The organism is Tistlia sp., assembly GCF_040905785.1.
GTDB lineage: Bacteria > Pseudomonadota > Alphaproteobacteria > Kiloniellales > DSM-21159 > Tistlia.
Window position 1 is genome coordinate 96,062 of the sequence record NZ_JBBDQW010000025.1, and the last position, 13,112, is coordinate 109,173.

Annotated in this window: 11 protein-coding genes; 7 read left to right on the forward strand and 4 right to left on the reverse strand. The window is 71.9% G+C overall.

What is annotated here, in order from left to right:
* Window positions 1-3 precede the first annotated feature (3 nt).
* Entirely contained in the window at window positions 4-1,467 is a 1,464-nt protein-coding gene (locus tag WD341_RS06535) for a RimK family protein (RefSeq protein WP_368424630.1), read from the reverse strand.
* The gene (locus tag WD341_RS06540; protein WP_368424631.1) at window positions 1,467-2,654 is read right to left on the reverse strand and encodes a peptidase C39 family protein; all 1,188 of its coding nucleotides are present in this window, start codon (window positions 2,652-2,654) and stop codon (window positions 1,467-1,469) included. The genes WD341_RS06535 and WD341_RS06540 overlap by 1 nt, the downstream gene beginning before the upstream one ends.
* Before the next feature lie 112 nt (window positions 2,655-2,766).
* Between WD341_RS06540 and WD341_RS06545 the strand changes: the two genes are divergently transcribed.
* Together WD341_RS06545 and WD341_RS06550 are read left to right on the forward strand one after the other, a co-directional pair.
* Window positions 2,767-3,618: an NAD kinase gene (locus tag WD341_RS06545; protein WP_368424632.1), complete on the forward strand. Its 852-nt coding sequence runs from the start codon at window positions 2,767-2,769 to the stop codon at window positions 3,616-3,618.
* Between the two features lie 42 nt (window positions 3,619-3,660).
* Window positions 3,661-5,967 (forward strand): xanthine dehydrogenase family protein molybdopterin-binding subunit, encoded by a 2,307-nt coding sequence (locus WD341_RS06550; RefSeq protein ID WP_368424633.1) that lies wholly within the window; start codon window positions 3,661-3,663, stop codon window positions 5,965-5,967.
* A 120-nt stretch (window positions 5,968-6,087) separates the two neighbouring features.
* Here WD341_RS06550 and WD341_RS06555 read toward each other — a convergent pair whose 3' ends face one another.
* Complete coding sequence (locus tag WD341_RS06555) at window positions 6,088-6,309, reverse strand: DUF1127 domain-containing protein (RefSeq protein ID WP_368424634.1); 222 nt, start codon at window positions 6,307-6,309, stop codon at window positions 6,088-6,090.
* Between the two features lie 167 nt (window positions 6,310-6,476).
* Between WD341_RS06555 and WD341_RS06560 the strand changes: the two genes are divergently transcribed.
* The 3 genes from WD341_RS06560 (at window position 6,477) to WD341_RS06570 (ending at window position 9,838) form a co-directional block, all read left to right on the forward strand.
* A complete protein-coding gene (locus tag WD341_RS06560) occupies window positions 6,477-7,460 on the forward strand; it encodes a transcriptional regulator GcvA (protein ID WP_368424635.1) in 984 nt (327 codons plus the stop codon).
* A 135-nt stretch (window positions 7,461-7,595) separates the two neighbouring features.
* The gene (gene argE / locus WD341_RS06565) at window positions 7,596-8,759 is read left to right on the forward strand and encodes an acetylornithine deacetylase (protein WP_368424636.1); all 1,164 of its coding nucleotides are present in this window, start codon (window positions 7,596-7,598) and stop codon (window positions 8,757-8,759) included.
* A 2-nt stretch (window positions 8,760-8,761) separates the two neighbouring features.
* Window positions 8,762-9,838: an AbrB family transcriptional regulator gene (locus WD341_RS06570; RefSeq protein WP_368424637.1), complete on the forward strand. Its 1,077-nt coding sequence runs from the start codon at window positions 8,762-8,764 to the stop codon at window positions 9,836-9,838.
* 33 nt (window positions 9,839-9,871) lie between these two features.
* On the opposite strand, the gene WD341_RS06575 is transcribed toward WD341_RS06570, so the two are convergent.
* A complete protein-coding gene (locus WD341_RS06575) occupies window positions 9,872-10,687 on the reverse strand; it encodes an SDR family NAD(P)-dependent oxidoreductase (protein ID WP_368424638.1) in 816 nt (271 codons plus the stop codon).
* A gap of 133 nt (window positions 10,688-10,820) precedes the next feature.
* On the opposite strand from WD341_RS06575, the gene WD341_RS06580 reads away from it, so the two are divergent.
* Both WD341_RS06580 and WD341_RS06585 read left to right on the forward strand, forming a co-directional pair.
* Entirely contained in the window at window positions 10,821-11,258 is a 438-nt protein-coding gene (locus WD341_RS06580) for a PaaI family thioesterase (RefSeq protein ID WP_368424639.1), read from the forward strand.
* Window positions 11,259-11,435: 177 nt separating this feature from the next.
* A complete protein-coding gene (locus WD341_RS06585) occupies window positions 11,436-13,109 on the forward strand; it encodes a Na/Pi cotransporter family protein (RefSeq protein ID WP_368424640.1) in 1,674 nt (557 codons plus the stop codon).
* The last annotated feature ends 3 nt before the right edge of the window (window positions 13,110-13,112 follow it).

Below are 13,112 nucleotides of genomic sequence, written 5' to 3' on the forward strand. Positions count from 1 at the left end.
CTCCTAGCGCGCTTCGATGCGGCGCAGGAACTCGCGCAGCACCAGGGCGTAGAGCTCGTCCTTCAGCACGGCGTCCTCGACGCCGCGGTCCATGTTCGGGTTGTCGTTGATCTCGATGACGAAGACGCCGCGGTCGTTCTGCTTCAGGTCGACGCCGTAGAGCCCGTCCCCGATCAGGTTGGCGGCCTTCATCGCGATCTCGACGACCTGCTTGGGCGCCTGGTCGACGGCGAAGGTCTTGAAGCGGCCCTCGTCGTGCTTGCCGTCGGCCTCGTGCTTGACGATCTGCCAGTGCTTGTCGGCCATCATGTACTGCGAGACGAAGAGCGGCTGGCGGTTGAGCGCCCCGACCCGCCAGTCGAACTCGGTGTACATGAACTCCTGGGCCAGGATGACGTCGGAGCGCTTGAACAGGTCGCGCGCGATGCGGACCAGCTCGGCGCGGTCGGTCGCCTTGAAGACGCCGCGCGAGAAGGAGCCGTCGGGAATCTTCAGCACCAGCGGGAAGCCGAGCAGCTCCTCGGCCTGCAGCACCTGGCTGCGGTCCAGGATCAGGGTCTTGGGCGCCGGCAGCTTGTTGGCCTGCAGCAGCTCGGCCAGGAACACCTTGTTGGTGCAGCGCAGGATCGACATGGGGTCGTCGAGCACCGGCATGCCCTCGACCTCGGCCTTCTTGGCGAAGCGATAGGTGTGGTTGTCGATCGCCGTGGTCTCGCGGATGAAGAGCGCGTCGTACTCGGCCAGGCGCAGGAAGTCCTTGCGCTCGATCGGCACGACCTCCAGGCCGATCGAGGCGCCGACGCTCTGGAACTTCTTGATGGTGCGCGCGCTGGACGGCGGCAGCGCCTCGGCCGGGTTCCACAGCACCGCCAGCGAGTAGCGCGGCGTGGCGGTCTTGCGCCGGCGCTCGCGCCAGTCGGCGCGGGTGTAGCGGCCCAGCGCCTGCAGGAAGGCCTCGAACTCCTCGGGGCTGAGCGCGCTCGGCGCCAGCGGCTTCAGGGTCTTGACCTGCCAGCGCTCGTCCTTGACGACCTCGGCGCGCAGCAGCGGGCAGCGGAAGCGGTCGAAGGCGACGCGGGCGAAGCCGGCGAAGCGCCCGTCGAGGGCCTGGCCGAAGGACAGCGTCAGGGTGAAGGCCGAGCGCGGCGGCGCCGGCAGCTTTTCGATGTCGCGGCGCAGCGCCGCGTTGATCTCCGGCAGCTCCAGCGCATAGACGGCCTTGCGCGACAGCGTCGCGATGGTCGCCACGTTCGGAATCGGCTTCTGGCGCCGCGCCTCCGCCAGGAGCGAGCAATAGTAGCCGAAGTCCAGGTAGCTGTAGTCGCCGGACAGGTTGACGACGCGCTGGCCGCGGCCGCCGAAGCGCTCGGGGCTGCGCACATATTCCTGGGCGGTGACGGCGGTGCCGGCGGCCTCTGCCCACTGCTTGTCGGCGGCATCCTCGACGACCACGATCGGTCCGGGCATCAGGCTCTCCCCGCCTTGCCCGCCGGCCCCCGCCGGCCCGCCAGGATCACGGCGGCGCGCAGGCGGGCGCTGCCGTAGCGTGCCATGCGGTCGAACTCGGCGCGCGCGATCGGCACGTGGATGCAGTCCGTCGAGCTCCGCCCCTCCTCGATGTCGACGAAGGGGTCGTGGATGTAGAGGAAGCGCTGGTCCGCACCGGTCACGGTGACCCAGTGCGGGTTCTTCTCGCCGTAGATCCGGTAGGAGCTGATCAGCACGACCGGGATGGCCCCGGCCTCGACGAAGCCCGCCAGCTCGTTCGCGGTCTGGCCGCGCTGCTCGACCGGAACGCCGGCGAGCAGCGCCTCGGCGACGAAATCCTGATGCACCAGACGCATGACCTCCTTCTTTTCCTCGCTGCGGACCGAATCGAGGAAGGGCGGACCGGTATCGGTGATGTAAACGCTGAGATCGAAGCCGCGTCGCCAGGCCGCCAGAGAAAGGCCGTAGGCGCCGCAGCCGCCGTGCCCGGAGGTCATGAAGACCAGGGTCGATTCCCGCCAGATCCTGAGCTCGGTCGAGCGGTCGCGCGGGCTGTCGGGATCGAGGGCCGCCATGGCCATCATCAGGCTGGCCGGGCCGCAGGTGAAGTCCAGGCTCTGCGGCACGTAGGGCACCTCGCGCACCCGCCCGGCGCCGCGCGTCAGGATCTTCTCCATCCGCTCCGCCGGCTCGTGGTCCTCGTAGTAGTCGGGCAGCACGGCGAAGCGCCGGTAGCCGGCGTCGCGGTAGAGGGCGATCGCCGGCGGATTGTCGGCGCGCACCTCCAGGCGCAGCACCGCGCAGCCTTCGGCCAGGGCGTCGGCCTCGGCGACCGTCAGCAGGCGGCGCGCGATGCCCTGACCCCGCGCCTCCTGCGCGACCGCCAGGGAATAGAGCCGGGCCAGGGCGGTCTGGCCGTGGAACAGCACCAGCGCGTAGCCGAGCAGGCGTCCCTCGCGCTCGGCGACCGACAGCGCGGCATGGCCCTTGCTCAGCAGGTGGTGGAAGCTGCGGCGCGACAGGCGGTCGCTCTCGAAGCAGCGGTTCTCCAGGGCGACCAGGGCGTCGAGATCGGACAGCACCGCGGGGCGCACCACCAGGGGAGCGGCGGCGGGCGGGCTGGGCGGGCTCGGCGACAGGCTGGTCAGGATTGTCTCGACGCTCATGGAGCCTCGCTGAAAGGGGCCGGCGACCCGGAGCCGTCCTGCCCTTCGGCCAAGGCTATCGCATCGACTGTGCAGCGCTATACTCCCGGCGTCGAGAGCAGAGGGACGAAAAGTGCAGGACGGTTCGGCTCCGCAGTCATGCGCAGGACGCGGCGAGGCCCCCGCTGGCGAAGCCGGCGCGGCGGCCGGGCCGAGTCCGGACTACCGGCGCCTCGCCTTCGTCGCCGGCCCCGGCGCCGAGGCCCAGGAGGCGCTGCATTCGCTGACCGAGCGCTACGGCTCGACCCCGCTCGACGAGGCCGAGGCGGTGGTCGCGCTCGGCGGCGACGGCTTCATGCTCGAGGTGCTGCACGCCCACCTCGGCCGGGCCCTGCCGATCTACGGCATGAACCGCGGCACCGTCGGCTTCCTGCTCAACGAGTACGGCGAGGACGACCTGCCCGAGCGCCTGGCCCGCGCCGACAAGGTCGTGCTCAACCCCTTGCGCATGGTCGCAGAGACCGCGGCCGGCGAGGAGGTTGCGGCGATCGCCGTCAACGAGGTCGCACTGTTCCGCGAGACCCGGCAGGCCGCCAAGATCCGGATCCGCATCGACGGGGTGGCACGCCTCGAGGAGCTCGTCTGCGACGGCGTCATGGTCGCGACGCCGGCCGGCAGCACCGCCTACAACCTCTCGGCCCACGGGCCGATCATCCCGATCGGCACACCGCTGCTCGCTCTGACGCCGATCAGCGCCTTCCGGCCGCGGCGCTGGCGTGGCGCCCTGCTGCCGCACGGCGCCACGGTCTCCTTCGAGGTGCTGGAGCGCGACAAGCGCCCGGTCAGCGCGGTCGCCGACTTCACCGAGGTGCGCAACGTCGCCAGGGTCAGGGTGCAGGAGGACCGCGAGGCGATCTTCACCCTGCTGTTCGACTCCGAGCACAACCTCGAGGAACGCATCCTCAAGGAGCAGTTCACGCCCTAGCGTGCGCTCCCCTTCCCTCCCGCCGAGCCGCAATCCGAGACAATGGCGCCTTTCGACGAAGACCGACTGCTGACCGGCCGCGGCCGCTACCTCGAGGACCGCACGCCCGAGGGCTGCCTGCACATGGCGGTCCTGCGCAGCCCGCTCGCCCACGCCGGGGTGGCCGGGCTCGACGTGACGGCGGCCCGCGCGGCGCCCGGCGTCCGGCTGGTCCTGACCGCCGCCGACCTCGAGCGGCTCGGGATCGGGCCGCTCGCCTGCCGGGCCTCCGTCACCAGCCGGGACGGCACCGCTATGATCGAGCCGCACCGCCCGGTGCTCGCCGGCGCGGCCGTCAAGCACGTCGGCCAGCCGATCGCGGCGGTCGTCGCCGAGACCCTCGAGGCGGCCCTGGACGCCCTGGAGGCGATCGAGCTGTCGCTCGACGAGCTGCCGACGGTGGTGGAGGTCGAGGCCGCGGCGACTGCCGGCGCGCCGGCGATCTGGGAGGAGGCGCCCGGCAACCGCGCCTTCGACTGGGAGATCGGCAACCGCGCCGAGACCGAGGCGGCCTTCGCCGACGCCGCCCACGTGGTGGCGCTGACGGTTCGCCATCCGCGCATCGTCATCGCCCCGATCGAGACCCGTGGCGCCCTCGCCGCCTACGATGCCGGCAGCGGCCGCTTCACGCTCTGGACCGCGAGCCAGGGCGTGGTCTCGCTGCGCACGGCGCTGGCCAACTGCCTGGGCATCGAGGGTGGGCGCCTGCGGGTCGTCACGGAAGACGTCGGCGGCAGCTTCGCCGTCAAGATCTGGCCCTATCCGGAGCAGGTCCTGGCCCTGGCGGCGGCGCGCGAGACCGGCCGCCCGGTCAAGTGGACCGCCAGCCGCAGCGAAGCCATGGTCGCCGACGCCATGGGCCGCGGCCGGGTCGACCGGGCCGAGCTGGCACTCGACGGCGAGGGCCGCTTCCTCGCCTTCCGGATCGACGCGCTCGCCGACCTGGGCGCCTTCCTCAACACCGTGGCACCGATGACCGCGACCAAGGGCGCGGTGCGGGTGTTCGGCCACTGCTACCGGATCGTGGGGCTGCACTACCGGGTCCAGGGCATCTTCACCAACGCCGTGCCGACCGACGCCTATCGCGGCGCCGGCAAGCCCGAGACGGTCTCGACCCTGGAGCGGCTGATCGACGTGGCCGCCGCGCGTCTCGGCCTCGACCGGGTCGAGCTGCGGCGCCGCAACCTCGTGACGCCGGCCGACCTGCCCTACGCGACGGCGATGGGCGAGAGCTACGACGGCGGCGACTTCCCGGCGGTCCTGGAGCGGGCGCTGGAGGCCGCCGACTGGGCCGGCTTCGAGGAGCGACGGGCGCAGAGCCGCGGGCGCGGCCGGCTGCGCGGCGCCGGGGTCGGCCTGCACCTGCACGCCACGGGCGGCTCGACCGCCGAGCGCAGCGAGGTCCTCACCCTGCCCGACGGCACCGTGCGGGTCCGCAGCGGCAGCCAGGATTCCGGCCAGGGCCATCGGCGCGCCCTCGCCCTCGTCGCCGGCCAGGCCCTGGGCATCCCGGCGAGCCGGGTCCGGGTCGAGCAGGGCGACAGCGACTGGCTTGAGATCGGCGGCGGCACCGGCGGCTCGAACCTGCTGGCGGTCGCCGGCAACACCGTGCATCGGGCGTCGCTGCAGATGCTGGAGCGCATGAAGGCCTCGGCCGGGCTGCTGCTCGAGGCGGCGGCGGGCGACATCGAGTACGGCGAGGGCCGCTTCCGCATCGTCGGCACCGACCGCGGCCTGAGCCTGGCCGAGGTGGCGGCGGGCTGGGCGGCCCTGGAGGAGGCGCAGCGGGCCGCCGATCCGGAGGCCGGCTGCCTCGGCCGGCTCGATTTCGAGGGCATCCACACGACTTTCCCGAACGGCGCCTACGTCGCCGAGGTCGAGATCGATCCCGAGACCGGCGAGGTCCGGGTCGTACGCTTCACCGGCGTCGACGACCTCGGCCGCGTCATCGACCCGCCGGCGGCCCTGGGCCAGCTCCACGGCGGCATCGCCCAGGAGATCGGCGAGATCCTCTCGGAGGCGGTGCGCTACGACCCCGAAAGCGGGCAGCTCCTGTCGGGCTCGCTGCTGGACTATGCGCTGCCCCGGGCCGACGAAATGCCGACGCTGGCTCTCGCCTTCGCGCCGACCGAGAGTCCGAACAGCCTGATCGGTGCCAAGGGCGTCGGCGAGCTGCCCTCGATCGGCGCCCCCGGGCCGATCCTCAACGCCGTGCTCGATGCCCTGCGCGAGTCCGGCGTCGAGCATCTCGACCCGCCGCTGACGCCGGAGGTCGTCTGGCGGGCGCTGCACGGAAGGGCGCAGGGCTGAAAGGCCCCATAAACGGCAAGGGCGAGCGTCCCGCAGGCGCCCGCCCTTGTTTTTCCCCCGTCCTTCCGGTGACCGCGCCAGTCCGTACCGGCAACCGGATCGCTCGTCGCATGCGATGGGCTAGATGCGCCAGAACGGCTTGCTGGATTCGCGCACGGCGTCGGCGCGGCTGAGGCCGATGTCGCGCAGCAGGTGCTCGTCGAAGCCGCTCAACCGCTCGCGCTGCTCCCAGCGCTCCTGCCACTGGAACAGCAGTTCGACGAGGCCGGCGATCCGCGACGACAGCGAGCGGGCCGCAGGGGCCGGGACCGCAGCCGACTTGTGCAGTTCGATGGTCGTCATGATAGATCTCCTCATCTCGAAGCGGCGCCGGCCGCTTGGCCGTACCGCCGTCCATGAGGGATAATCTGGCGAAACCGGCCGGAACCGGCAAACGACCTTATCTCATCGTTCCCATTAGGCATTCTAATGCACTACGCTTTGCCGCCGCGCTATTCAGGGAGCCTCCCATGGCTCGCCGTCTGCCGCCGCTGAACGCCCTGCGCGCCTTCGAGGCGGCGGCGCGCCACCTGTCCTTCACCAAGGCCGCCGAGGAGCTGAACGTCACCCAGGCGGCGATCAGCCATCAGGTCAAGGCGCTGGAGGAGCACATCGGCGCGCCGCTGTTCCGCCGACTCAACCGCGCGCTCGCGCTGACCGAGCCCGGCCGGGTCTATCTGCCCCTGCTGTCCGAGGCCTTCGACCTGATCGACGCCGGGACGCGCCGGGTCCGGGCCCGCGACCTCTCCGGACCGCTGCGCATCTCGGTGCTGCCCTCCTTCGCCGGGGTCTGGCTGCTGCCGCGGCTGCGCCGCTTCCGCGAGCAGCATCCCGACATCGACGTGCTGGTCCAGGCCGACGACCGGCTGGTCGACTTCGCCCACGAGGACATCGACCTCGGGGTGCGCTACGGCTTCGGCAACTATCCCGGCCTGCGCTGCGACTACCTGATGGGCGACGAGATCTTTCCGGTCTGCGCGCCGGGCCTGGTCGAGGGCGATCCGCCGCTGCGGCGCCCGGAGGACCTGCGCCACCACACCCTGGTCCACGACGAGGTCAGCCGCACCGACGACAGTCCCGACTGGCGGATCTGGCTGCGCGCCGCCGGCCTGGAGGATTCCGGCATCGATCCCGACCGCGGGCCCGGCTATTCGGACATGTGGATGGTGCTGACCGCCGCGGCCGCCGGCGAGGGCGTCGCGCTCGGCCGCAAGACGCTCGCCGCCGACTTCCTCAAGGACGGCCGCCTGACCGCGCCCTTCGGGCCGCGCCTCAAGACGCGCCTGGCCTACTGGGTGGTCTCGGCGCGCCCGGCCGACGAGTGGCCCAAGGTCCGCGCCTTCCGCGAGTGGCTGCTCGCCGAGGCCCAGGCCGAGGAGACCCGCCCCGACCTGCTGCAGCCGCCCGAGGCCCAGGGGGCAACGCCCGAGGAACCGGCGGCAAGGCCGGAGTGAGGTCGGGGTGGCACAGCCCCTTCGCCGCAGCCCGGCCCCTTCGCCGCAGCCCGGCCCTGCGCGCCGGGGTCTAACGGCGGCGCCCGGGCTGTGCTATGCCCCACCCTTGTCTTCCAGACCGCGAGCGAGCCCAGCATGACCCGTCCGTCCGACGCCAGCGTCGAGATGATCCGTCGCCTGATCGGTTTCGATACGACCAGCCGCAATTCGAACCTCGAGCTGATCCACTGGATCCGCGACTACCTGAAGGACCTCGGGGCCGACTCGGAGCTGGTCTACAACGACGAGCGGACCAAGGCGAACCTCTACGCCACCCTGGGTCCGACCGACCGGCCGGGCATCGCGCTCTCGGGCCACACGGACGTGGTGCCGATCGACGGCCAGGACTGGACCGTCGATCCCTGGCGGGTCTCCGAGGCCGACGGCAAGCTGTTCGGCCGCGGCACCTGCGACATGAAATCCTTCGTCGCGATCTGCCTCGCCTACGCGCCGCGCTTCGCCGCGGCCGAGCTGAGCGAGCCGGTGCACCTCGCCTTCTCCTATGACGAGGAGATCGGCTGCGTCGGCGTGCGCCCGCTGCTCGCGCACCTCGCCGGCAAGCCGATCCGCCCGCGCATGGCGATCATCGGCGAGCCGACCGACATGAAGGTGGTCAACGCCCACAAGGGCAAGCTCAGCCACACCTGCCGGGTGCGCGGCTTCGAGTGCCACTCCTCGCTGGCGCCGACCGGCGTCAACGCCATCGAGTACGCGACGCGCCTGATCGGCAAGCTGATCGAGATGGCCGAGGACAAGGCGAAGAACGGGCCCTTCGACGCCGACTACGACGTGCCCCACACGACGATCCACACGGGCCTCATCCAGGGCGGCACCGCGCTCAACATCGTGCCCCGGGACTGCGCCTTCGACTTCGAGTTCCGTAACCTGCCGGTCGACGACCCCGACGCCCTGATGAGGCAGGTCACCGACTACGCCGAACAGGTCCTGGTGCCGAAGATGCAGGCGATCCGGCCGAACACCGGCATCGAGTTCGAGTTCTACTCCGCCTTCGCCGGTCTCGACACGCCCGCCGACCACGAGGTCGTGCAGCTCGCCAAGGCGCTCACCGGCGGCAACAGCACCGCCAAGGTCGCCTTCGGCACCGAGGCCGGGCTGATCTCCCAGGCCGGCATCCCCTCGGTGGTCTGCGGCCCGGGCTCGATCGACCAGGCGCACAAGCCCGACGAGTTCGTCGCCCTGGAGCAGCTGGCGCTCTGCGAGCGCTTCATGGAGCGGCTGATCGAGCGCCTCGCCGCCTGACGGTGGCTCGCCTGCCCCGGCTTCCCGGCTGGCCGCGGCTGTCCGCCATCGCCCTGGCACTCACGCTCGGCGGGCTCGGCGGCTGGGCGGCGAACCTGCTGCACCTGCCGCTGGCCTGGATGATCGGCGCCATGCTGGCGACTTCGGTCGCCGCGCTGGCCGGCGCGCCGATCGCGATGGCGGCGCCGCTGCGCACCCTCATGATCGCCGTGCTCGGCGTCATGCTGGGCAGCGGCTTCACGCCGGAGATCCTGGCCTCGGCCGGCACCTGGGCGCCGAGCCTCGCCGCCATCGCGCTCTACGTCGCGGCCTGCGGCCTGGCTGGCCTCCTCTACTTCCGCCTGCTGTGCAACTACGACCCGGTGACCGCCTACTTCGCGGCGATGCCCGGCGGCCTGTCGGAGATGGTCCTGGTCGGCACCGAGATGGGCGGCGACGGGCGCATCATCTCGCTGATCCACGCGACGCGGATCATGCTCGTGGTCCTGGCCATCCCCTTCGCCTTCACCCTCGGCGGCGGGCTCGATCTCGGCGACCGTCCGGCCATGGGCCCGGCGCTGCTCGACCTGAGCGCGGTCGACTACGCCTTCCTCGGACTGAGCGGCCTGGTGGGCTTCCTCGTCGCGCGCTGGTTCAAGGTGCCGGCCGCCGCCGTGGTCGGGCCGATGGTCGCCTCCGCGCTGGTGCATCTCGCCGGCATGACCACGGCCAAGCCGCCGGCCGAGATCGTCGCCTGCGCCCAGGTCGCGGTCGGGACGGCACTGGGCGCGCGCTTCGCCGGCACGCCGCTGCGGCTGATCGGCCGGGCCCTGGTCGCCTCGCTCGGCGTGACCGCGCTGCTGGTCGCCATCACCGTCGCCTTCGCCCTCGGCCTGCACGCGGCGACGGGCCTGCCGACCGGCCCGCTGGTGCTCGCCTTCGCGCCGGGCGGCCTCGCCGAGATGAGCCTGATCGCCATCGCCCTCGGCGCCGACGCCGCCTTCGTCGCGATCCACCACATCGTGCGCATCTTCCTGATCGTCGTGCTGGCGCCCCTGGCGTTCAGACTGCTCGGGCGCCCGGGTGCCGGCCGGCCCTGACGCGCGGCCCGGGATAGCGCCTTCACGCCCCGGCTACACGCACTTGGCGGTCATGCCGCCGTCGACGATCAGCTCGGTGGCGGTCACGTACTTCGCCTCGTCGGAGGCGAGGAACAGGGAGGCGTAGGCCACGTCCCAGGCGTCGCCCATCTTGCCGGTCGGGCACTGGGCGTCGCGGATCTCGATCATCCTGTCGACGTCGCCGCCGGCATAGGCCTCCTTGAGCGGCTCGCGGATCATCGGCGTGTTCATCAGTCCGGGCAGCACCGCGTTGGCGCGGATGCCCTTCTTCGCGTACTGCAGCGCGACCGAGCGCACGAAGGGGATGATGGCGCCCTTGCTGGCATTGTAGGCGATGTAGGGCACGCCGATGTCCCGGATCCCGGCGATCGAGGAGATGGCGACGAGGGCGCCGCCGCGGCCGGTCGCCTCGAACTGCCGCTCCATGACCGGCAGCACGTGCTTGCAGGTCAGGAACAGGCTGGTCAGGTTGACGTCGAGCACCCGGCGCCAGGTCTCCTCGCTGGCCTCGACCGGCCCGCCGAGGCCGAGGATACCGACGTTGAACTGCAGCACGTCGACGCCGCCCCAGGCCGCCACGCAGTCCTCGACGAGAGCCTGGACCTGATCCGACTTGGTGACGTCGGCGGTGACGGCCCGGGCGGTGCCGCCCTCGCCCTCGATCAGGCCCACGGTCTCGGCCGCCGCCTCGGCCTTGACGTCGACGCAGAGCACCCGCGCGCCCTCGCGCGCGAACAGCACCGCCGCCGCCTTGCCGTTGCCCCAGCCGGGGCCCGAGGAGCCCGCCCCGATCACGATCGCCCGCTTGCCTTGCAGCCGTCCGGCCATGTCGCTTCCTCCTCCTTGGGTCGGCCGCCAGCTATAGCGGAGGCCCGCGCAGCGGAAAAGCGCGGCCGGAGCATGCCCGGGGCGGCCGCGCCGGGACTGGACAGACTCCGCTGCAGCGCACAACCTGCGGCCGATGGACCAGACAGCGATCGACCCGCACGGCCTGTCGGGCGGCTTCCGCGACCTCGTCGGCTACCGCCTGCTGCGCTGGGAGGAGGGCTACGCCGAGGTCGGGCTGCTGCTGGAGGCGCACCACAGGAACCGCACGGGGGTGCTGCACGGCGGCGTCCTGGCGACGCTGATCGATGCCGCCTGCGGCTACGCCGGGACCTGGTGCTCGGTGCCGGCCAACGCGCGCCGGGCCTTCACCCTGTCGCTGACCAGCCAGTTCATCGCCGCCGGCCAGATCGGCGAGCGGATCCTGGCCAAGGCGACGCGCACCGGCGGCGGCCGGACCATCTACTTCTCGAGCGCCGAGGTGTTCGGCGAGGACGGCCGCCTGATCGGCCGCGGCGACGGCACCTTCCGTCTGAAGCGCGGCAGCGAGACGCTCGAGGGCGCGCCCGCCTAGGGGCCGGGACCGCCGGCCGCCGGTTCGCAAGAGAGCGAAAGCTGGCCTTCGCCGGCTGCCTGCCCTAGCGTCGGGGTCGGCTGTACAGCAGGAGGCGGCTCCAATGGCGATCGACACGCCCGGACTCCGCCCGGCAGGGCGACAGATGACGACTCGGCGCTCCGGAAGCCACCGCGCGTGATCGAGACCCTGGCCCAGATCCTCGCCGGCCTCGGCCTGTTCTTCGCCGGCTTGGAGCTGCTGTCGGCGAACCTGAGAGGGATGACCAGCCGCCGCTTCCAGCGCGCCGTCGGCGGCTGGACCGCAACCCCCGGCAAGGGCTTCGCCTGGGGCGCGTTGGCCGGCGCCCTGACCCAGAGTTCGGCCGTCGTCACCTTCATCGTCGTCGGCCTCCTGGTCGCCGGCATGACGGTCGTGGTGCGCGGCCTGCCGCTCATCGTCGGCTCGAACCTCGGCGCCGGAGCGCTGCTGTTCATCGTGTCCCTCGACTTCGGGCCCGCGGTCCTGGTGCTCACGGGACTCGTCGGGCTCGGCGTCACGATCGAGCGTCTCAGGCCCTGGCGCCAGGGCCTCTGGGCGCTGTTCGGCATCGCCTTGCTGTTCGTCGGGCTGAGCCTGCTGAAGGAAGGGACCGCGCCCCTGGCCGACAGCGAGACCGTCCGCAGCCTGCTGGAATCGACGGCAGGCTCCCATCTGCTCGCCTTCCTGATCGGCGCGGTGCTGACGGTCGTCGTCAATTCCTCGGTCGCGATCGGCGTCCTCTCCATGTCGCTGATGGCCAGCGGCGTCCTCTCGTTCGAGACCACGGCCATGGTGATCTACGGCACCAACCTGGGGTCGAGCGCCACGACCTACCTGCTGTCCATGAAGCTGCGCGGCGAGGCCCGCCAGCTCGCGATGTATCAGGTCGCCTTCAACGTCGTGGGCTGCCTGGTCTTCCTGCCCCTGTTCTTCATCGAGACCATGACGTCGCTGCCGCTGTCGCTCGCGCTCCTCGAATGGCTGAGCGACGACCCCGCGACCCGCGTCGCCTGGGCCTACTTGCTGTTCAACGCCAGCGCGGCGCTTCTGCTGATGCCGACGCTCGGCCCCTCGGCCCGACTGCTCGGACGCCTCTGGCCGCGCACACCGGCAGAGGACCTGGCGCGGCCCGCGTTCATCGGCGACTTCGCTCTTCAAGATCCGGACCTCGCGATCGAGCTGACGGCGCGCGAGCATCACAGGATCTTCCAGGCCGTCGCCGACCTGCTCGCCCCGCTGGCGGAGGCGGGGGCGGGTCCGGCGCAGGGGGCCCGGCCCGCGGATGCCGAAGCGCCGCGCGCGCTGCTGCGCGCGACCGACGGCTTCCTGGAGGACCTCGGCCGCCTCACCATGAGCGCCGGCCAGCTCGGGCGGTACTACCGTCGGATCGAGGCGCAGCGGCACCTCGAAAGCCTGACGGACGACGTCGCTCGCTTCACCGCGACGGTCGAGAAGCTGCTGGCCAGCGACGGCGGGCGGCACCTCGGCCAGCTGCTCGGCGACTCGCTGCATGCCATTCTCCACACCTGCGCGGAGGCCCTGGCCCGCGAGGCCACGGCCGAGGACCGCGCCTTCGCGCTCGACGTGACCACGGACCGCGGACCGGCGATCCGCAGCGTCCGCGAGAGCTACCTCGGCGAGCGCAGCGAAACCGACGACGCGGAGCAGGCGGCGACGATGCTGGCCGGCATCTCGCTGTTCGAGCGGGTGATCTGGCAGGCGCACGCGCTGGTCGCACAGCAGGCCGAGGAAGCCGAGGACGGCGCCCAGGAGAGCCTGCGCGCCGCGCCCTCGGCATCCGCGGCGGCGTCGGCCGGCACCCAGGCTTGACGG

What these genes read in the sequence shown, in the direction of transcription:
- WD341_RS06535 (WP_368424630.1), bottom strand. Translation starts at nt 1,467, where the DNA reads ATGCCCGGACCGATCGTGGTCGTCGAGGATGCCGCCGACAAGCAGTGG.
- WD341_RS06540 (WP_368424631.1), bottom strand. Translation starts at nt 2,654, where the DNA reads ATGAGCGTCGAGACAATCCTGACCAGCCTGTCGCCGAGCCCGCCCAGC.
- WD341_RS06550 (WP_368424633.1), top strand. Translation starts at nt 3,661, where the DNA reads ATGGCGCCTTTCGACGAAGACCGACTGCTGACCGGCCGCGGCCGCTAC.
- WD341_RS06555 (WP_368424634.1), bottom strand. Translation starts at nt 6,309, where the DNA reads ATGACGACCATCGAACTGCACAAGTCGGCTGCGGTCCCGGCCCCTGCG.
- WD341_RS06560 (WP_368424635.1), top strand. Translation starts at nt 6,477, where the DNA reads ATGGCTCGCCGTCTGCCGCCGCTGAACGCCCTGCGCGCCTTCGAGGCG.
- argE (WP_368424636.1), top strand. Translation starts at nt 7,596, where the DNA reads ATGACCCGTCCGTCCGACGCCAGCGTCGAGATGATCCGTCGCCTGATC.
- WD341_RS06575 (WP_368424638.1), bottom strand. Translation starts at nt 10,687, where the DNA reads ATGGCCGGACGGCTGCAAGGCAAGCGGGCGATCGTGATCGGGGCGGGC.
- WD341_RS06580 (WP_368424639.1), top strand. Translation starts at nt 10,821, where the DNA reads ATGGACCAGACAGCGATCGACCCGCACGGCCTGTCGGGCGGCTTCCGC.